The organism is Rhizobium sp. S96, from assembly GCF_030382195.1.
GTDB lineage: Bacteria > Pseudomonadota > Alphaproteobacteria > Rhizobiales > Rhizobiaceae > Rhizobium.
The window spans coordinates 100327-120212 of the sequence record NZ_JAUDRY010000003.1; the positions used below are offsets into that span (position 1 = coordinate 100327).

Below are 19886 nucleotides of genomic sequence, written 5' to 3' on the forward strand. Positions count from 1 at the left end.
TAGCTCGCTGTCTTCTGAAAGCCTCGCCACCTTCTCCTCTGACGAAATCAAGGCCATCAGCACAAAGGCTCTTGCTGGCCTCGATGTCAGCAAGCTGAGCACTGACGGTGTTGCCGCCCTGAGCAAGACACAGGTCGCTGCCCTCTCCTCGACCCAGTTCGCTGCTCTGTCCACCGACCAGATCCAGGCCCTGAATTCGGATCAGATCGCCGGCCTCAGCTCCGCACAGGTTGCAACGCTGAGCAGCGACGAACTCGCGCTCTTCTCGACGGACGAACTTGCAGCCATCAGCGCAAAGGCAATCGCAGGCCTCGGCACCGAAGCCCTTGCAAACCTCAGCTCCGACAATGCAACGGCTCTGACGAAGACGCAGATCGCAGGTCTGTCTTCGACGCAGGTCAACTCGCTGTCTTCTGAAAGCCTCGCCACCTTCTCCTCTGACGAAATCAAGGCCATCAGCACAAAGGCTCTTGCTGGCCTCGATGTCAGCAAGCTGAGCACTGACGGTGTTGCCGCCCTGTCGCGGACGCAGGTCGCAGCCCTCTCTTCGACCCAGTTCGCTGCTCTGTCCACCGACCAGATCCAGGCTCTGAATTCGGATCAGATCGCCGGCCTCAGCTCCGCACAGGTCGCGACGCTGAGCAGCGACGAGGTTGCGCTCTTCTCCACCGACGAGATCGCAGCTATCAGCGCAAAGGCAATCGCCGGTCTTGGTACCGAAGCTCTTGCAAACCTCAGCTCCGACAACGCAACGGCCCTGACCAAGACACAGGTCGCCGGTCTGTCCTCGACGCAGGTCAACTCGCTGTCTTCTGAAAGCCTCGCTACCTTCTCTTCCGACGAGATCAAGGCCATCAGCACCAAGGCTCTCGCCGGCCTCGACGTCAGCAAGCTGAGCACTGACGGTGTTGCCGCCCTGTCGCGGACGCAGGTCGCAGCGCTCTCTTCGACCCAGTTCGCTGCTCTGTCGACCGACCAGATCCAGGCCCTGAATTCGGATCAGATCGCCGGTCTCAGCTCCACACAGGTCGCGACGCTGAGCAGCGATGAGGTTGCGCTCTTCTCCACCGACGAGATCGCAGCTATCAGCGCAAAGGCAATCGCCGGTCTTGGCACAGACGCTCTTGCAAACCTCAGCTCCGACAATGCAACGGCCCTGACCAAGACGCAGATCGCCGGTCTGTCTTCGACGCAGGTCAACTCGCTGTCTTCTGAAAGCCTCGCCACCTTCTCTTCCGACGAAATCAAGGCCATCAGCACAAAGGCTCTTGCCGGCCTCGATGTCAGCAAGCTGAGCACTGACGGTGTTGCCGCCCTGTCGCGGACGCAGGTCGCAGCCCTCTCCTCGGAGCAGTTTGCTGCCCTGTCCACCGACCAGATCCAGGCGCTGAATTCGGATCAGGTCGCCGGTCTCAGCTCCACACAGGTCGCGACGCTGAGCAGCGACGAGCTCGCGCTCTTCTCGACGGACGAGATCGCCGCCATCAGTGCCAAGGCAATCGCTGGCCTTGGCACAGACGCTCTTGCAAACCTCAGCTCCGACAATGCAACGGCCCTGAACAAGACGCAGATCGCTGGCCTGTCTTCGGGACAGCTCAACTCGCTGTCTTCTGAAAGCCTCGCTACCTTCTCGTCCGACGAGATCAAGGCCATCAGCACCAAGGCTCTCGCCGGCCTCGATGTCAGCAAGCTGAACACCGAGGGGGTCGCCGCCCTGAGCAACACGCAGGTCGCAGCCCTCTCCTCGGAGCAGTTTGCTGCCCTGTCGACCGACCAGATCCAAGCCCTGACCTCCGGTCAGATCGCCGGCCTCAGCTCTGCACAGGTCGCGACGCTGAGCAGCGACGAACTCGCACTCTTCTCGACGGACGAGATCGCCGCCATCAGCGCCAAGGCAATCGCTGGCCTCGGCACAGACGCTCTTGCAAACCTCAGCTCCGACAATGCAACGGCCCTTACCAAGACGCAGATCGCTGGTCTGTCTTCGGGACAGCTCAACGCGCTGTCTTCTGAAAGCCTCGCCACCTTCTCGTCCGACGAGATCGCCGCCATCAGCACCAAGGCTCTCGCCGGCCTGGATGTCAGCAAGCTGAGCACCGAGGGCGTCGCCGCCCTGACCAAGGTACAGGTCTCAGCCTTCTCCTCGGAGCAGTTCGCTGCCATGTCGACCGACCAGATCGAAGCCCTGACCTCCGATCAGATCGCCGGCCTCAGCTCTGCACAGGTCGCGACGCTGAGCAGCGACGAACTCGCGCTCTTCTCGACGGACGAAATCACCGCGATCAGCGTCAAGGCAATCGCCGGTCTGTCCTCCGAGGCTCTTGGCCATCTTGACAGCGCCCACCTCGATGCGCTCTCGTCCCAGCAGATCCAGGCAATGGACTCCGGCCAGGTCGAAGCTGTCATCAACGCCTACAACGCGGTCTAAATCCGACGCCGTCTAAAGGGAAATCGACAGCTTACGGCGCGGCGCCAGCCGCGCCGTAAGCTGGACGCATTTTGAAGGCAGGATGCTCCAAGAGGACAATCAGCATCTATCATGGCAAAGATATCCATCATCATTCCGGCCTTCAACATGGCCAATCTCATCGGCCAGACTCTCGATAGCGTTCTTCGTAACAAAACCGACATGGATATCGTCGTCGTCGACGACGCCTCGGCGGACAATACCTGCGAGATCGTCGAGCAGTACGCGGCGCAGCATGCTAACATACGGCTGATGCGCAGCGAGACAAACACCGGCCCGGGTGTTGCCCGCAACAGGGCGCTGGCAACCATCGACAGCGAATATTGCCTCTTTCACGATGCCGACGACCTGCTGGTCGAGGGAGCCATCGATACTGTTCTGGCCTTGATGGACAATACGGACATCGAAGTCGCGGCGTTCAGGTATTCGGTACTGAGGCAGGCGGACGGCGTTGCGGGCGACATGCCGCCTATCGACAAGAACATCTGGGATGACGTCCTCGGCGACCGGGAAACAGCGGTTATCGAACTCGATGCCGCCGCACAGTTCCTCGTGACGATCAATTATCCTTGGAACAAGATTCTCAGGACGTCGTTCGTCCGGCGGACAAACTGGCGCTTTTCGGCAGCCCGGATAAACGAGGATATTCTGCCACATTGGGCGGCCTATATGAAAGCCGGCCGCTTCCTCGCAATCAACACCAGTCTGTCGATACACCGCCTCGTGCCGGGTCGAGAACAGCACACGAACACCTTCGACGAACGCCGTCTCGAAATGTTCACTGCGTTGAAAGACGCCGAGAAGCTGTTCGAAGAAAATCCGATCTTCAGGGCGAAATACTATCCCATCTTCATTGTCTTCAAGGCAGGCTTGCTGGAATGGGCAAACCGGCAGATACGACAGGATCTCCGTGCCATCTTCCGGGAATACGTCTCGCATTCCTACCAGAACTTCACGGACGAGGACTTCGACAGGGTCTATCGTATCAATCCGGCGATTGCGCTGGCAACCTACAGGATGAAGCACTCTCACAGATAGGGTGCCCTTAAGGTCCCCCTGAACCGAGAGCCGTCTGACAGCGACTTACAACATCGCTGTGAACGTATGTCTTGCCGCGCCGAGCAATCCGCGCCGCAAGGCATTTGGACGGCTCTTGACCGTCCCAAACTGGCCGGGAGAAGCAGCCGAAATACATCCAGCTACAGGCAAGTTATCTTCGATAGCTAATGAACGGCCCAAAGTCCGCCGTTTCTACCGTCGACCACTCGTCGCCTTTCCGCAGGATGTCATGACCGTCAACCAAGCCTCTTCTTCAAACGACGCAGCTACTCCCAGCGCACTCGATCTCGCGCGGAACCAGCGGTTGAGCCTCATGGACCTGCTCAGCGTGGCTGAGGCGCTCAACGCTGCCGGCCAGCAAGCTGCAGCCGCGGACCTCTACAAGACCTGGGTCGCGTTCAACGACAGCAATCCCACTGTCCATCTCGCCTACTTCAATTACGCCGTCACGCTCAGTCAGTTGGGCGACCGCGCGGGCGCAGTGCAGGCGTTACGGGCCTGCTTGAAGATCAATCCGCAATTCGCCCCCGGCCACATCAATCTCGGTCGTGCGCTCGAAGACTCCGGCCTGATCGGCCAGGCAGTGGAGCAATGGTGGCAATATGCCGAGGCCACGAAACATGTCGACGCCGAGACGATCGGGCACCGGCACATGATCCTGCAGAACATCGGCCGCGTCCTTGAAGGAGCAGGAAAGCTGGGCGAGGCGGAAGCCGCTTTGCTGCAGGCGTTCGAGTTGCGCCCCGAGCTGCCGGAAGCGGGTCAGCACTGGGCGTCTCTACGCCAGAGGCAATGCAAATGGCCGGTGCTTGCACCATCAAACCATGCCCCTGCCCGCAAGATGGTCGATGCAATGTCGTCTCTGACGCTGAGCTGCTACGCGGACGATCCGATGTTCCAGCTGGCGAAGGCATATCGCTACAACAAGACGCTGATCGGCGCCCGGCCAGATCTCAGCCAGTTTCCTCGCAGAGCGCCGAAGCAGAAGTCGGGGACGGGCCAGCGCCTGCGCGTCGGCTACGTATCGTCGGATCTGCGCGACCACGCCGTGGGCTTCGCTCTTTGCGAGGTTCTGGAATTGCATGACAAGGACAGCGTCGAGGTCTTCGCCTATTATTGCGGTAACGTTCGCAAGACCGACAGCACGCAGGAGCGGATCAAGGCCGCAGTCCACTGCTGGCGTGATCTCCATGGCCTCGATGACGTTGCGGCCGCATCTCAGATCATTGCTGACGAGATCGATATCCTGATCGACGTGAACGGCTACACCAAGGACGCCCGCACCAAGATTTTCGCCTACCGCCCGGCGCCGGTGATTGTCAGCTTCTGCGGCTACCCCGGCTCGATGGGCAGCCCGTTCCATCAGTATCTGATCTCGGACGAGCAGATGATCCCGCCCGGCAACGAGATCTATTACTCCGAAAAGGTCCTGTATATCGCATGCGACCAGCCGCTCGACCGCAAGCGACCGATCGCCGCTCGCCCGAGCCGTGCCGACGTCGGCCTGCCGGAAGATGCGTTCGTCTACGCCAGCTTCAATGGCATGCAGAAGATCACCGCCAACTGCTTCGCGCGCTGGATAACAATCCTCTCCGAAACGCCAGGCAGCGTGCTTTGGCTGCTCACCGGCGACGAAGACGTCAATCAGCGGCTGCGTGAGACTGCGGAGCGCAGCGGCGTTTCGCCCGACCGGCTCATTTTCGCGCCGAAGGCGACGAACCCGCAGCATATCGCTCGCATCGGCGTCGCAGATTTGTTCCTCGACACGTTCCCCTATGGCGCGCATTCGACGGCAGCGGACGCGATCACCTCCGGCCTACCCGTCCTCACGATGCCGGGCAAGACCTTTGCGGCCCGCTTCTGCGGCAGCATCGTCGCCGCGGCCGGTGTCCCCGAGATGCTTTGCACCTCGCCGGAAGACTATGTCGCCCGGGCCATCGGCTTCGAGCGCGACCGCAAGAGCCTGCTTGCGGTGAGAGAATCGATCGCCCGCCAGCGCGAGACCAGCGTTCTGCGCGATATCCCAGCACTGGCTCGGCGGCTGGAAGAGCTCTTCTGGCAAATGCAGGGCGAATGCGAACGCGGCGAGACGCCCGTTCCTGATCTCAGCAATCTCGATGTCTACTATGAAATCGGCGCGGAAGCTGTGCTGGAGAACATCGAGTTCGAAGACGAGCAGAGCTACCGCGAGCGCTATCTGAAGAAGCTCGCCCAGCTGCACGATTATTCGCCGATCGCCTACGACCGTCGCCTCTGGCAGAAGCCGACCGCCTGAACGAGGGATCGAACGGTATCGTTCGGCCAAATCGCTCTCGAATGGCCCACCAGGGCCATTCCCACCACCGCCTGCCTGACGACGTATGAATAGGACTGATCTTCAATGAGCGCGGACGAAAGAATTGTCATTGTCGGTGCCGGGCTTTCGGGCGCGGTCATTGGGCGGGAGCTTGCACTGGCGGGCCATCAGGTCGAGATCATCGACGCCCGCGACCACGTTGCCGGCAATTGCCATACGGAACGTGACAGCGAGACCGGCGTCATGGTCCATGTCTACGGCCCGCATATCTTCCATACCGACGACAAGGAAGTCTGGGACTATGTGAACAGCTTCCAGACGTTCATGCCGTACAAGAACCGTGTCAAGACGACGAGCAGCGAGAAGGTTTATTCGCTGCCGGTCAATCTGCACACGATCAACCAGTTCTTCGGCAAGAACTTCCGGCCGGATGAGGCCCGCACCTTCATCGAGGAAAAGGCCGACAAATCGATCGCTGATCCGCAGACATTCGAAGAGCAGGCGTTGCGCTTCGTCGGCCAGGATCTCTACGATGCCTTCTTCAAGGGCTACACGGAGAAGCAATGGGGTTGCTCGCCGACCGATTTGCCGGCCTCCATCCTGAAGCGCCTGCCTGTGCGCTTCAACTACGACGACAATTACTTCTTCCACAAATACCAGGGCATGCCGGAAACCGGCTACACCGACATGATCGAGCGGATCCTCGATCATCCGAACATCACGGTAACGCTCGGCACTCAATTCCACCGCGACGAAGCGCCGGCGTCCAGTCACGTCTTCTATTCTGGTCCGCTCGACGGCTATTTCGATTTCGAGCTCGGTCGCCTCGCCTACCGCACACTCGACTTCGAACGCTTTACCTATGACGGCGATTACCAGGGCTGTGCCGTCATGAACTATGGCGACGTCGCCGTGCCGTTTACCCGCATCACCGAGCACAAGCACTTCTCCCCTTGGGAAGAGCATGCCGGCTCCGTTTGCTACAGAGAGTTCTCCCGCGAGTGCGGCCCGCAGGACATCCCCTACTACCCGGTCCGGCTGGTCAAGGACAAGGACCAGCTCGCGGAATACGTTGCGCGGGCCGAGCAGGAAGCGTCGGTGACCTTCGTTGGACGGCTTGGCACCTACCGCTATCTCGACATGGACGTGACGATCCGCGAGGCGCTCGATACCGCCCGCCTCTTCCTGGCCAAGCAGTCCGAGGGCGCTTCGATGCCGGCATTCCTGCACTCGCCCGTCTGACGACGGTTCACGAGCCAAACAACATCACGCCAGCCTGCGGTTCCCGCGGCTGGCGTTTTTAATGTTCGATTGTCGTTGACTTTATTGTCTTGCGGGTGCGGTCAGTGGAACGAGCGCACCAAGCTGCCGACGAGCAGGTTCCAGCCATCGATCAGGACGAAGAACAGGATCTTGAAGGGCAGCGAGATGGATGTCGGCGGCAGCATCATCATACCCATTGCCATGGTGATGGTTGCTACGATCAAGTCGATGACCAGGAACGGAAGCACGACGAGGAAACCGATTTCAAAGCCGCGGCGGATTTCCGAAATCATGAAGGCCGGAACAAGCACGCGGTAATCGATCTTCTCGCCGGTATCGACCGTCTGGCCACGCTCACGGGCGAGATCGACGAAGAGCGCCAGATCCTTGTCGCGCGTGTTGTGGGTCATGAAGGTTCGGAAAGGCTCAGCGATCCGCTCGACCGCCTGCTGCTCGTTGATCTGGTTGGTCAGCAGCGGCTGAACGCCCGTCTGCCAGGCCTGATCGAAGGTCGGCTGCATGACATAGAAGGTCATGAACAGCGAGAGCGACAGCAGGATCATGTTGGAGGGTGTCGATGACAGGCCCATGCCGCTACGCAGGATCGAAAAGGCGATCACGAAGCGCGGAAAGCTCGTCACCATGATCAGGATACCCGGCGCAACCGACAGAACGGTGAGCAGACCGAAGGTCCGGATGATCCAAGCAGCGACAGAGCCGTCGACCGGAAGGTTCAACAGGTTCGTCGGCAATTGCTGGGCATGCGCCAGCTCGGGTACCGCCATCATGGCAGTGAAAAGCACTATAAGTCGAATCATTCGATGACGAAGGTCCTGAACATGATCTTCGATACGCGTCCCTGCGCGCGAAGGTCAACACGTTCCTGGATGTCATCCCGAAGATATTCGAAGCCGCGCGCACCCTCGATCTGCTGGAGCGAAACGGTGCGGATATAGGCCAGGATATCCTGATGGATATCCTCGGCTATCTTTACGTCAGGCGGGCCGTTGAAGAGCAGCGCCACTTCCAGTCGAACCCAATTTTCCGAGGGATAAGCCAAGTTCGAAGTGATCGGCTCGAGCTGCACGACGTTGTTGGCTTCCGTCGAGATGTGGGGCAGACCTGCTTCGGCTTCCTTCTTCTTGGCCGCCTCATCCTTGGCCTGCACGGCCTCCTGCTCCTGCGCCGCACCCTTGATGCTGGGTGCGACCATCCCGCCAACGACCCAGCCGCCGCCGCCGCCGAGCAGCGTCAGGACGGCGAGACCAATCACGGTCATCATCGCGGCTGATTTCTTTTTCGACTGGCCTTCGGGGGCCTCTGAGTCTGCCATGGTATTCAGCCTGCCTTAGAGCGGCGAGAAGAGATCGACGGCCTGCTGGCCGCGCGGCGGCTGCTGCACTTCCATCAGGCGGCCACGACCGCCGTAGGAGATGCGCGCTTCAGCAATCTTCTCGTAGGAAATCTGGTTGTCGGCGTTCACGTCCTGCGGACGCACGATACCAGCGACGTTGAGAATGCGGATTTCCTGGTTGACGCGCACTTCCTGAGAGCCGCTGATCACAAGGTTGCCGTTCTCGAGAATACCGGTGACGACGGCCGCGACCATGAGCTTCAGGGTTTCGGACCGGTCGATCTTGCCCTTGCCGTCAGTGCTGGTGTCGGAACCATAGGTCACGTCGGTCTTCGACGACGGGTTCCAGCCCATGACGTTGGCCGCGACATCCCAGTTGAGGCCGCTCGAGTTGGTGCGGCTGCGGCTGGTGTCGTTCTCGAACTTCGCCTTGTCGTTGATCTGGATATCGACCGTCAGAATGTCGCCGACATTCAATGCACGCGCATCCTTGAAAAGGGCTGCCTGGGAGTCGCTCCATAGCGAATAGCCCTGAGCAACCTGGCGCGGCTGCTTGGGATACATCGCCATTTGTGGCGTCTGTCCGTAGGCGAGACCGCTGCCGATCGGACTCATGGCAGGCGCGCGGCCGATCTCGTTGATCGCCTGAGGGGACTGGCAGCCCGCCAAGATGGCAACGGCAGCAATCGCGACCGGAAAACGCTTCTTCATGTGGGGTCCTTCGACGTATTTGGATCGGACGCGCTGGCGATGATGTTGGCGATGACCGCCGCCTTCTTCGGATCCATCTCGTTCAGAATCAGGCTGGATTGCGTGGGGTTCAGCCGCATGACGACAGCCGCCGCGACTTCAACCCTCATCTCCTGAAGCTGCGAGGCAGCAGCGTCCGGCTTCATCTTCTTGTAAATGTCGGTCAAGCCGGCCTCGGCCTGCTTGAGGAAGTCGTCGCGGCGTTTCAGCCAGTCCTGGTATTCCTCGCGCCGCTTCTGCATCTCGGCGATGCGGCTGTCGACATCGGCACGCAGCTTGTCCAGCTCCTGCTTCTGCAAGAGATAGCGCTGGTCTCGCGCCGGATCGGCAATGTTCGTGCAGAACTGCTTGATTTCTTCCTCGGACGTCAGCTCGGCGCCAACAGGCGTGCGCGCTTCCTGCGCGAAGGCGCCGGGGATCGTCAGCAGGACGACGCCAGCGGCGGGCAGCGCCAGCCGCCGCAGCAATTCGGAAACAGTCATGCTGGCATTCAACTTGATCATTGCAGGACAAGCTCCGCTTGCAGCGCGCCGGCCGATTTGATGCCTTGCAGGATGGCGATGATGCCGTCCGGCTTGACGCCGATGTTGTTGAGGCCGGACACCAGCGTCTTGAGATCAGGACCGTCGAGCAGCGCGACTTTGCCGCCCGTCTTTTGTGCCGCGATATCCGTCTGCGGCTGTACGGCTGTCACCCCGCGCGAGAACGGTTCTGGCTGGATGATCTGCGGCGTCTCCGTCACCTGCACGGTCAGCGTACCATAGCTGACGGCAACCGGCGACACGCGAACATCCGCACCGATAACGATCGTTCCCGTCCGCTCGTTGACGACGACCTTCGCAGGCGTATCCGTTTCAACCACCAGGTTTTCGAGATCGGCCATCAAGCGGGTGAGGTCAGCCGAGCGCGGCTTCTGGACGATGACTTCCTGCGCGTCCTTGGCTTCGGCGACCGGGCCGCCGAAGCGCGCGGAGGCGTAGCCGTTGACGACATCGGCAATGCGTACCGCCGTGGAGAAGTCGGGGTTGCGCAGCTGCAGCACCAGATTGACCGAATCCTTGAAGCGGGATGGCAATTCGCGTTCGATGATCGCACCGCCCGGCACGCGGCCAGCGGTCGTAACGCCTTCGGTCACGCTCGACGCCTGGCCCTGCGCGGTGAAGCCGGAAACCACGACGGATCCCTGCGCGACCGCATAGATCTGGCCGTCGGCACCCGAGAGCGAAGTCATGACAAGCGTGCCGCCGCGCAGCGACGTGGCATCGCCCAGCGAGCTGACGCTGACGTCGATGCGGCTACCGGGACTTGCAAAGGGCGGCAGATTTGCCGTGACCATGACGGCCGCGGTATTCTTGGCGTTGGACTGACCACCTTGCGTGGAAATACCGAGGTTCTGCAGCATCGCGCGCATGGACTGTTCGGTAAACGGCGAGGCGCGGAATCCGTCACCGGTGCCCTGAAGGCCGACGATGAGACCGTAGCCGATCAACTGGTTGTCGCGGCCGGCCTGCAGCGAGGCGATATCCTTGATGCGCGACGTCATCGCCGACGCCGGCGAGACAGCCGCAAAATTCGGCGCAAGGAAAGCAAGCGCGATGAAAAGACGAAGTATTATTTTCATTTTGCTGCCACGTGTATGGTGCCGTCGGCGAGCACCGTGCCGCTGACGATCACACCAGAGTCCATATTGCGAACACGGATCATCTGACCCGTCATGCCGTCCTCAAGCGGAGATCCGGCGGCGGAAATCGTCATCGCGCCAAGCGTGAAGATGAGGCGGGCCGAGGAGCCGCGCGTCACCGTGTACGGCTCGCGGAGCGCGGACACGGAGATCGTGCGACCCGGCAGGAGCGTGCGCTTGGAGATCATGCCTTCCACCTGGCCGATGGACTTTGCATAATCGCCCTGGAGGTTGGGGTTGGTAACCTCGACCTCCTGCAGCTGATCTCCCGAAACGGTTTCGCCAGGGTAGATGGTCGTCGTCGGCACGACGGCGTAGCCCCTTCCGGAGGCCAGCGCCGCCGGCGCCGAAAGAACGATCGCTGCGATCGCAACGGCTCTCGCCCATCCGAGACTTTTTCCTACCCGGCAAAACGTCATGTTTCGACCCTTCCCTGTTACTTCAGGTTCTTGCTGACGATGGAGGCCATCTCATCTGCAGTGGTGATGACCTTGGAGTTCATTTCGTAAGCGCGCTGGGCCGAGATCAGTTCGGTGATTTCCTTTACCGGGTCCACGTTCGAGGATTCCAGGTAGCTCTGCTTCAGATAGCCGTAGCCTTCTTCATCCGGGGTGCCGACGACCGGCTGACCGGAGGCTGGCGTTTCGGCGTAGAGGTTGTCGCCAAGCGGCTGTAGACCGGCTTCGTTGACGAAATCGGCGATCTGCAGCTGACCGAGCGTGGTAGCCGTGGTCGCGCCCGGAAGCTTCGCCGTCACCTCGCCGGAGCGGTTGATCGTCAGTTCGGTCGAGCCCGTCGGAATGGTGATGGTGGGAGCGACGGTGTAGCCGTCGACCGTCACGATCTGACCGGTCTCGTTCTTGTTGAACGCACCGGCGCGCGTGTAGAGGGTCGTGCCGTCCGGCGCCTGGATCTGGAAGAAACCGCGACCGACCAATGCGACGTCGAGGTCGTTACCGGTCTGCGCAAGTTCACCCTGGATGTGCAGGTTACGAACCGCCGATGTCTGAACACCGAGACCGATGTTGGCGCCTTCCGGAACGATCGCCTGGTTGGCGCGGTTGGAAACGCCCTTGGCACGTTCGGTCTGATAGAGAAGGTCCGTGAATTCAGCGCGTGCGCGCTTGAAGCCGGTCGTGTTGATGTTCGCGATGTTGTTGGCGATGACTTCAAGATTGGTCTGCTGGGCATCCATGCCCGTTGCAGCAATGGCTAGCGCTCTCATAGCTTCGTCCTTAAATCAATTACATCTGCATCTTGGTGACTTCGAGAAAGGCCGAAACGACCTTGTCGCGAATGGCAATTGCCGTTTGTAGGGTCTGCTGCGCCTGCATGACGGCGTCGACAACTTCGCGGGTCGTCGCTGTGCCCTTGATGCCGGCGAAAGACATGCTTTCGGCGTTCTTGATGCTGTTGACCGCACCGGTCGCCACGTTGTTCAGAACGGCCGCAAAGCCACCGTCGCTCGCAGCGCTTTCCGCCGCGGAGTTGGTGGATTTTCCGAGATCGACGCCGGCGAGATCGCGCGTAACCGACAGGGAGCTGATATTGTTTACAGAGTTGATCATTATTGGCTCTTCAGAAGGTCGATCGTTGACGAGATCAGGTCACGGGACTGCTTGATGGTCTGCAGGTTCGCGTCATAGGAGCGGTTCGCTTCGCGCATGTCGGCCATCTCGACCAGCATGTTGACGTTCGGCAGCTTCACGACGCCCTTTTCGTCCGCCGCGGGATTGCTCGGATCGTATTCGGTCGTGAATTTCGACTCGTCGACACCGTACTTCTTGACGTTGACGGTCTTGACGCCGGTCGCGCGATCAACCTCTTCACCGAAGGTGATCGTCTTGCGGCGATAAGGGTCCGCACCGGGCGTGTCGCCGGTGGAACGTGCGTTGGCAATGTTTTCGGAAACGATACGGAGGCGCGTCGATTGCGCTTCAAGACCGGATCCGGCGATTTTCATGGCTGCTGACAAAGGATCCATGATCTTAGCTCTTCACCGTCATAAGCATCATCCGATTGAAGGAGCTGACCAGCGATGTGTTCAGCTCGTACTGGCGCTTGATTTCGCCGGACTTGGACAGTTCCTCAGCAAGACCGACAGAGTTGCCGGACTCCTGAATGCCGATCTCCTGATCGAGTGCCGCGTCTTTGACGTCGATGTCGCTCTTGGTGCTCAGATCGTTGCCGGTAAGGTGCGCCGGATTGGTGCGAACCATCGTCACGTCGGACTTATCGAGAACGGCCTGAAAGGGCGTGATGTCCTGGGCGCGATATTTCGGCGTATTCGCGTTCGCGATATTGCCGGCAACAACCTCCTGACGAATCGTCAGCCATTCCGCCTGCCGCGAGGCCAAGTCGAAAAGTTGAATCGGTTGCATAGGAACTCTCCGTGTTTATTGGCTCGAACCTACGGAGGTAATCTTGCGTCAGACTTACGGAGAATGCGGTCCTTGCCGGGTTGGGTCCGGCACTTAGGTCAGCGCAAACAAATAAGGCCCCACCGTTGCCGGAAGGGCCTTTCGAAACTCATTGCGCATGCGTCTAGTTGTGAGCGTAGACCTCGCCCTTGGATGTCACGATGACCCATTTTCCATCGCGCTGCTCGAGCGTCGCCAGACGGCTTTCGTCGGGCAAGATCGAACCGACGCGCACGACGTACATGCCGGAACTGTCTTCGATGAGGGCCCGACCGTTTGCGACATGCAGAAGCCGGAAGCCCGCTTTGCCGGGGAAGGGCTGATCTTCTGCCGGCAAACCCTTGTCGTCTTCCTTGCCGATGCTGGAGACGGTCGCCGTCGTCAACGGATCCACCGGCAGCTCCGGCTTCTTGTCGACCGGGTTCTTGTTGGCCATCGCCAGCGGAGAAACGCTGAAGACGTTGCGCGCCGGCCAATCCGGCAGCTCGCGCGTGCGATCCCCCTGCGCGACGTTGATGCCGAACTTGTCTTCGTTGAAAAAGACGTACCATGGGAAGAACGCGGCAGCGCCGGCCAGCACAAGGCCGGTGATCGTCATGCCACGGTCGAGAAGAGTCGCTCTGCGCGGTCCTTCCGGCTTCAGCGGCGCGATCTTCTCATCATCGTCGAAATCGTTCACTTAGCGCCTTCCTATCTTCGAATGCCGGGCTGATTGCCGGCGGCGGCTTTCAAGGCGCCGGCCAGATCGGCGAAAGCGTCCAGTGATTCGGTATCGCCCGGCGACTGTTTCAAAACATCGTAAATAACTGGTACCTGCTTCACCGCCATGTCCAGGTCCGGATCAGCGCCCGGGCGGTAACCGCCGATCAGTCGCAAGTCCCGCGTCTCTTCGAAGCGATGCACCAGCGTCTTCAGGCGCGAGACCAGCTTCTCCTGGTCCGGCGTCCACGCCTTTCTTGCCAGACGCGAGATCGATGCCAGGGGATCGATGGGCGGATAGCGCCCCTCCTCCGCAAGGCTGCGCTGCAGGACAATATGGCCGTCGAGAATGCCACGCGTGGAGTCGGCGATCGGGTCGTTGTGGTTGTCGCCATCGACGAGGATGGAAATGATCGCGGTGATCGTTCCGGTTCCCTCTGGCCCCGGCCCCGCGCGCTCCAGCAGCCGCGGCAGTTCGGTAAAGACCGACGCCGGGTAGCCACGCGCAATCGGCGGCTCGCCCGACGCGGTCGCAACTTCGCGGATGGCGTGGGCAAAGCGGGTAACGCTGTCGATGATCAACAGAACGTTGTCGCCCTGGTCGCGGAAGTGTTCGGCGATTGTCACCGCCGTCAACGGCGCCATCTTGCGCAGCATCGGGCTTTCATCGCTCGTCGCCACGACGGCGATCGACTTCTTCATGTGTGGGCCGAGCGTGTCTTCGATGAATTCACGCACTTCGCGACCACGTTCGCCGACGAGAGCAATCACCACCTTGTCGAAGGCTTCGGCACGCGCAAGCATCGACAGCAATGTCGATTTGCCGACGCCCGAGCCCGCGAAGATGCCGAGGCGCTGCCCAAGGCAGAGCGGCGCGAAGATATCGATCGCGCGCACGCCGGTCTTGAAGCCCTTTTCGACACGCTGGCGCGTCATCGACGGCGGCGCGGTATTGGAAATCGAGCGGCGTCCAAGCCCCTCGACGACTGGCCCCAGTCCATCGATCGGCTCACACAGGGAATTGATGGTGCGTCCGCACCAGCTGTCCGAAGGAGATATCCGGAATGCGCCCTTGCGGATCACGGTGTCGTGGATGCCGATCGGCTCGCCGGGCTCAATCGGGCAGACATAGGTCAGCTCCGGTTCGACGCGAACGACCTCCCCGAGATGAACGCCGGTCGGTGATTTGTGGGCAACGAATTCGCCCAGCCGCACATGCCGCGACAGGCCGGTCACAGTGTAGTGGCCGGCCGCGATGGTCTGAACATGGCCGCCCGGGGCGACCAGAAAATCCGGATTGGAATAGCGTTCGACGAGGCCGGCAAGATGCGCGAGCTTCGGCGAAAGTGCGTCTGCGGCAAGCGGTGCGTGAGACATGCGTCAACCTTCCGCTTAGCGGCTGCCACCGAGCGTCTTGATCGCTTCGTTGAAGGAATCTTCGCTGTCCTTGGTGAGCGACGTCATGCTCTCGAAGGCGCGGTTGACTTCGATCAGCTGGGTGATTTCCCGCATGGCGTTCACATTGGAATTTTCGAGATAGCCCTGCTGGACGCCGACGTTGAAGCGGTCAGTCACGGACCGTGGCGTTTCCGTGGTCATGATGCCGCTGTTCTCGTAGCGCAGGTAGCCCTTGCTGATGTCGGCTTCGAACAGGCCGAGCGAGCCGGCCTGCTTGCCATCCTGGTAGATCAAGCCATCGGAGCCAACCTTGGGCTCACCGCCAGCCTTGTTGAGCTGGATCGGTGCACCGCCCGCATCGAGAACCGGGTAGCCACGAACCGATACCAGCTCACCACTATCCTTCAGCGTGAAGCGGCCGTCCTTGGTCAGAATCTTGCCGGCTGGCGTGTCGAGCGAGAACCAGGCGTCGCCCTTGATCGCGAAGTCGAGCATGTTGCCGGTGTGTTCCAGCTCGCCATTGTCGCCCGACAGATAGTCGTTGCCCTGGGAAACGTAAGCGATCTTTGCGTTGACCTTGTTACCGGTGTCGCCAAGCATCTGGTTGAATTTCACCTCAGTGCCGCGGAAGCCGGTGGTGTTCACGTTCGCCATGTTGTCCGCGATGGTGTCGAGACGACGCTCCAGTGCCATTTGCGAAGACAACGAAACATAAAGACCGGATTGCATCTTGGTAGGCTCCTGGCATTGGCGATGAACGGTACGAAAGCCGTGTGTTTGCAGTCGGTTCGACCACGGGTTTCGCTGAGGCGGCATCTCAGAAACGGGCGCGGACGCCCATTCGTCATCTACAACCTGACATCAAATCCTTGCGCGAAGCTGGCATGGAAAAAGCTGGTTCCGCAGGCGCAACCATCAGCCTCACGCAAGCCAGCAATCCTATCCCTTCCGTTGAAAATAACGATCAGGTTTGGACTGACGATGAACATCATTATCGGATTTGTGATTACCTGCGGCTGCATCGTCGGCAGCTTCATGGCGATGGGCGGGCACGTCGACGCACTTTGGCAGCCCTTCGAGCTCGTCATCATCGGCGGCGCCGGCCTGGGCAGCTTCATCATGGGTAACCCGATGAAGGTGGTGAAGGACTCGGGCAAAGCGCTCGGCGAAGCGTTCAAGCATTCGGTTCCGAAGGAACGCAACTACCTCGATACGCTTGGCGTTCTCTATTCGCTGATGCGCGACCTGCGCACGAAGTCGCGCAACGAAATCGAAGCGCATATCGATAATCCGGCCGAATCCTCGATCTTCCAGTCCGCTCCGACGATCCTCAAGAACAAAGAGCTGACCGCGTTCATCTGCGACTACGTCCGCCTGATCATCATCGGCAATGCCCGCTCGCACGAGATCGAGGCGCTGATGGACGAAGAGATCAACACGATCCTTCACGACAAGATGAAGCCTTACCACGCCATCCAGACCATGGGCGACGCCTTCCCGGCGATCGGTATCGTCGCCGCCGTTCTCGGCGTTATCAAGGCCATGGCGCACATCAACGACTCTCCCGAGGTTCTCGGTCACCTGATCGGTTCAGCGCTCGTCGGTACCTTCCTCGGCATTCTGCTTTCCTACTGCGTCTGCTCGCCGATCGTCTCCCAGATCAAGATCGTGCGCACCAAGCAGCACCGCCTCTATGTCATCGTCAAGCAGACCCTGCTTGCCTACATGAACGGCTCGGTACCGCAGGTCGCTCTGGAATACGGTCGCAAGACGATCTCGGCCTACGAGCGTCCGTCGATCGATGCCGTCGAGCAGGAAATGATGAACCCGGGCGGCGAGAACAAGGCGGCGTAAAAGCACATGAATGCTCCACTCCAGAAACCAGTCATGGACGACAGTCTGCTTGCAAAGCTGACCGGAAGGCTCGGCGACAAGGCGACCGTCGAGAAGATCTGCAGCGCGTTCGGCGATGTCTATCGGGAATTCCTGCCTGACGTCATCAAGAGCGAGACGGGCCTCGAGGTTCAGGTCGACTATCTCGGCTGCCACAGCGGCTACAAGAACGACCTAGTCGCCGACCTCGGCGAAAGCGTCACCCTGGTCAATGCAGAGCTGCGCAACTGGTCGCGGAATGTGACCATGGCCTGCGGCAACGGCTTCATTATTACCTTGATGGAGCACCTGCTGGGCGCTTCGCCCGAGACGGTCGAGCAACCCGCCGACCGCCTGCTTTCCGCGATCGAGCTCGAACTTGCCGTTACGGTCTTCGACAAGATTGCCGATGTGTTCCGCTCCGCGGTCAACGCACCTGGCGGCTTCGAACCGACACTTGAGCCGCCGCACGCAATCGAGACACGGCCGAAGCCCGCGGACGACAAGCCCGACGAGTTTGCAGCCACGATCAACATGTCGATCACACTGTCCGGCATCACTGCGGACTTTGCCCTGATCGTACCGCAGGCCGCGCTGCTGAAGACGACTGTTACCGCGCCCCGCGCGAAGAATCAGTCGCCGAAGTCTTCCGAATGGACCGACCAGCTCTCCGAGCAGGTCCGGCGTTCGCAGGTCACCCTGGAGGCCAAGATCCGGCTGCAGGACCTCACGCTTCGGACCATCTCCAAGCTGGCGGCAGGCGATGTCATTCCGTTCCATGACAGCGGCGACGTCCGCGTCGATGTCAGTGCCAACAGCAAGGAACTGTATGTGTGCGAGTTCGGGCGCTCGGGCGAGAATTATACCGTCCGGGTCAAGGATACGATCAATTCGGATGACGAGCTCATCCGCCACTTAATGAATTAGCGCATTTCCTGTCCCCTGCCGCACGGCAGGTTGAGGCAAGTTTCAACTGGAATAGTGATTTCATGGCGACGAAGAAGACAAAGCAAACCGACGATCTTTCCCTCGAGCTCCCGGGCAACGAGGCTGAACTCGATCAGGCTATCGACGACCTGCGCGGCGTTCTGAAGACCGACGCAGATGGCGGCATGCCGGACTTCGGCGGCGATGCTCCCGGCACCGATCTCTCCGCATTCGGCGGCGACCTGGACAGCGACACCTCCTTCGGCGGTGGTGACTTCGGTGGCTCCTCCGATTTCGGCGGTGGCGACTTCGGCAGCGACACGTCGTTCGGCGCAACGGCTTCCGAGCCGGCACCGCTCGGCAGCGCCATGCAGTCGAATCTCGAGCTGATCATGGACATTCCGATCGACGTCCAGATCATGCTCGGCAGCAGCCGCATGCAGGTTTCGGGCCTGATGAACCTGAACGAGGGCGCCACGATCGCACTCGACAAGAAGATCGGCGAACCCGTCGAGATCATGGTGAACGGCCGCAAGATCGCGCGCGGCGAAATCACCGTACTGGAAAACGACGACACCCGCTTTGGGGTCAAGCTGATCGAAGTAATGAGCACTAAAAAAGCCTGATCCCGCTGCAGGGACGGAGAGGTTAGACCATGATGGACTTTGACGATTTCGGCGGCGCTCTAGCCGGGAAACCGTTGACCGAGGCTGAAAAAGCGGCTGCCGTTCTCCTTGCGATGGGGAAAGGGGTCGCTGGCCGCCTGCTGAAGTATTTCACGCAGGCCGAACTGCAGACGATCATCGGATCAGCACAATCGCTGCGCGCCATTCCACCGGATGAACTGCTGGGACTCGTTGCCGAGTTCGAGGACCTGTTCACCGAAGGCGCCGGCCTGATGGACAATGCCAAGGCGATCGAGAGCATCCTCGAAGAGGGCCTGACCCCCGACGAAGTGGACAGCCTGCTCGGCCGACGCACGACCTTCCAGGCATACGAGACGTCGATCTGGGACCGACTCGGCGAAGGCGACCCGGCGTTCATCGGCAAGTTCCTCATGCGCGAACATCCGCAGACCGTGGCCTACATCCTGTCCATGATGCCGTCTTCCTTCGGCGCCAAGGTGCTGATGCAGATCCCGGACGGGCGACGCGCGGACATCATGAACCGTACCGTCAACCTGAAGTCTGTCAGCCCGAAGGCTGCGCAGATCATCGAAAAGCAGGTCATGACCCTGCTCGCCGAGATCGATGCCGAGAAGAACTCGGTCGGCTCGACGAAGGTCGCGGAACTGATGAACGAGATGGACAAGCCGCAGGTCGATACCCTGCTCACCTCGCTCGAATCGATCAGCCGCGAATCGGTCAACAAGGTCCGCCCGAAGATCTTCCTCTTCGACGATCTCATGCTCATGCCGCAGCGCAGCCGCGTCATGCTGCTGAACGACATCTCTGCGGACATCCTCACCATGGCCCTGCGTGGCTCGTCTGCCGAAATGCGCGAAGCGGTTCTTGCGTCGATCAGCCCTCGCCAGCGGCGCATGATCGAATCGGACCTGCAGAGCGGTACCGTCGGCATCAACCCGCGCGAGATCGCGATTGCGCGCCGCGCGATTGCCCAGGAAGCGATTCGCCTTTCGAATTCCGGCCAGATCCAGCTCAAGGAGACCGAAGGCGACGGCGCAGCTGCAGCCTAAGGCG

The 19886-nt window shown here is 60.4% G+C and carries 21 protein-coding genes; 8 read left to right on the plus strand and 13 right to left on the minus strand.

Features of this window, described 5'->3' with window-relative positions; genetic code table 11:
- The 4 genes from QTL94_RS01385 to glf form a co-directional block, all read left to right on the plus strand.
- Positions 1 to 2428: ice nucleation-like protein (locus QTL94_RS01385; RefSeq protein WP_289800339.1), on the plus strand; the 2428-nt coding region annotated here is incomplete at its 5' end.
- 111 nt (positions 2429 to 2539) lie between these two features.
- The gene (locus QTL94_RS01390) at positions 2540 to 3505 is read left to right on the plus strand and encodes a glycosyltransferase family 2 protein (protein WP_289800340.1); all 966 of its coding nucleotides are present in this window, start codon (positions 2540 to 2542) and stop codon (positions 3503 to 3505) included.
- 250 nt (positions 3506 to 3755) lie between these two features.
- Positions 3756 to 5801 (plus strand): O-linked N-acetylglucosamine transferase, SPINDLY family protein, encoded by a 2046-nt coding sequence (locus tag QTL94_RS01395; RefSeq protein ID WP_289800341.1) that lies wholly within the window; start codon positions 3756 to 3758, stop codon positions 5799 to 5801.
- Positions 5802 to 5906: 105 nt separating this feature from the next.
- Positions 5907 to 7064: a UDP-galactopyranose mutase gene (glf, locus tag QTL94_RS01400; RefSeq protein WP_289800342.1), complete on the plus strand. Its 1158-nt coding sequence runs from the start codon at positions 5907 to 5909 to the stop codon at positions 7062 to 7064.
- 101 nt (positions 7065 to 7165) lie between these two features.
- Here glf and fliP read toward each other — a convergent pair whose 3' ends face one another.
- The 13 genes from fliP to flgF form a co-directional block, all read right to left on the minus strand.
- Positions 7166 to 7903: a flagellar type III secretion system pore protein FliP gene (gene fliP, locus QTL94_RS01405; RefSeq protein WP_065689504.1), complete on the minus strand. Its 738-nt coding sequence runs from the start codon at positions 7901 to 7903 to the stop codon at positions 7166 to 7168.
- Complete coding sequence (locus tag QTL94_RS01410; RefSeq protein ID WP_065689503.1) at positions 7900 to 8418, minus strand: flagellar basal body-associated FliL family protein; 519 nt, start codon at positions 8416 to 8418, stop codon at positions 7900 to 7902. Before QTL94_RS01410 ends, fliP begins: the two co-directional genes overlap by 4 nt.
- A 15-nt stretch (positions 8419 to 8433) precedes the next feature.
- Entirely contained in the window at positions 8434 to 9150 is a 717-nt protein-coding gene (flgH, locus tag QTL94_RS01415) for a flagellar basal body L-ring protein FlgH (protein WP_065689502.1), read from the minus strand.
- Positions 9147 to 9692 carry a MotE family protein gene (locus tag QTL94_RS01420; RefSeq protein WP_289800343.1) on the minus strand — a complete coding sequence of 182 codons (546 nt, stop codon included), beginning with the start codon at positions 9690 to 9692 and terminating at the stop codon, positions 9147 to 9149. Before QTL94_RS01420 ends, flgH begins: the two co-directional genes overlap by 4 nt.
- Positions 9689 to 10810: a flagellar basal body P-ring protein FlgI gene (locus QTL94_RS01425; RefSeq protein WP_065689500.1), complete on the minus strand. Its 1122-nt coding sequence runs from the start codon at positions 10808 to 10810 to the stop codon at positions 9689 to 9691. Before QTL94_RS01425 ends, QTL94_RS01420 begins: the two co-directional genes overlap by 4 nt.
- Entirely contained in the window at positions 10807 to 11289 is a 483-nt protein-coding gene (gene flgA, locus QTL94_RS01430) for a flagellar basal body P-ring formation chaperone FlgA (protein ID WP_065689499.1), read from the minus strand. Before flgA ends, QTL94_RS01425 begins: the two co-directional genes overlap by 4 nt.
- A 17-nt stretch (positions 11290 to 11306) precedes the next feature.
- A complete protein-coding gene (gene flgG / locus QTL94_RS01435; RefSeq protein WP_289800344.1) occupies positions 11307 to 12095 on the minus strand; it encodes a flagellar basal-body rod protein FlgG in 789 nt (262 codons plus the stop codon).
- A 19-nt stretch (positions 12096 to 12114) separates the two neighbouring features.
- The gene (gene fliE / locus QTL94_RS01440) at positions 12115 to 12438 is read right to left on the minus strand and encodes a flagellar hook-basal body complex protein FliE (protein ID WP_289800345.1); all 324 of its coding nucleotides are present in this window, start codon (positions 12436 to 12438) and stop codon (positions 12115 to 12117) included.
- Positions 12438 to 12854, minus strand: a complete 417-nt coding sequence (flgC, locus tag QTL94_RS01445; protein WP_065689496.1) for a flagellar basal body rod protein FlgC — start codon at positions 12852 to 12854, stop codon at positions 12438 to 12440. Before flgC ends, fliE begins: the two co-directional genes overlap by 1 nt.
- Positions 12855 to 12858: 4 nt before the next feature.
- The gene (gene flgB / locus QTL94_RS01450; protein WP_065689495.1) at positions 12859 to 13251 is read right to left on the minus strand and encodes a flagellar basal body rod protein FlgB; all 393 of its coding nucleotides are present in this window, start codon (positions 13249 to 13251) and stop codon (positions 12859 to 12861) included.
- Between the two features lie 163 nt (positions 13252 to 13414).
- The gene (locus tag QTL94_RS01455; protein ID WP_113520223.1) at positions 13415 to 13969 is read right to left on the minus strand and encodes a flagellar protein; all 555 of its coding nucleotides are present in this window, start codon (positions 13967 to 13969) and stop codon (positions 13415 to 13417) included.
- An 11-nt stretch (positions 13970 to 13980) separates the two neighbouring features.
- A complete protein-coding gene (fliI, locus tag QTL94_RS01460) occupies positions 13981 to 15366 on the minus strand; it encodes a flagellar protein export ATPase FliI (RefSeq protein WP_065689493.1) in 1386 nt (461 codons plus the stop codon).
- 15 nt (positions 15367 to 15381) lie between these two features.
- On the minus strand, positions 15382 to 16116 hold the full coding sequence (flgF, locus tag QTL94_RS01465) for a flagellar basal-body rod protein FlgF (protein ID WP_289800346.1): 735 nt from the start codon (positions 16114 to 16116) through the stop codon (positions 15382 to 15384).
- 252 nt (positions 16117 to 16368) lie between these two features.
- Here flgF and motA point away from each other — a divergent pair, with 252 nt between their 5' ends.
- The 4 genes from motA (at position 16369) to fliG (ending at position 19882) form a co-directional block, all read left to right on the plus strand.
- Positions 16369 to 17241 carry a flagellar motor stator protein MotA gene (gene motA, locus QTL94_RS01470; protein ID WP_065689491.1) on the plus strand — a complete coding sequence of 291 codons (873 nt, stop codon included), beginning with the start codon at positions 16369 to 16371 and terminating at the stop codon, positions 17239 to 17241.
- 6 nt (positions 17242 to 17247) lie between these two features.
- Positions 17248 to 18186, plus strand: coding sequence for a FliM/FliN family flagellar motor switch protein (locus QTL94_RS01475; protein ID WP_065689490.1), 939 nt, complete (start codon positions 17248 to 17250; stop codon positions 18184 to 18186).
- A 62-nt stretch (positions 18187 to 18248) separates the two neighbouring features.
- The gene (fliN, locus tag QTL94_RS01480) at positions 18249 to 18812 is read left to right on the plus strand and encodes a flagellar motor switch protein FliN (protein ID WP_065689489.1); all 564 of its coding nucleotides are present in this window, start codon (positions 18249 to 18251) and stop codon (positions 18810 to 18812) included.
- Between the two features lie 29 nt (positions 18813 to 18841).
- The gene (gene fliG / locus QTL94_RS01485) at positions 18842 to 19882 is read left to right on the plus strand and encodes a flagellar motor switch protein FliG (protein WP_065689488.1); all 1041 of its coding nucleotides are present in this window, start codon (positions 18842 to 18844) and stop codon (positions 19880 to 19882) included.
- Positions 19883 to 19886: the final 4 nt, after the last annotated feature.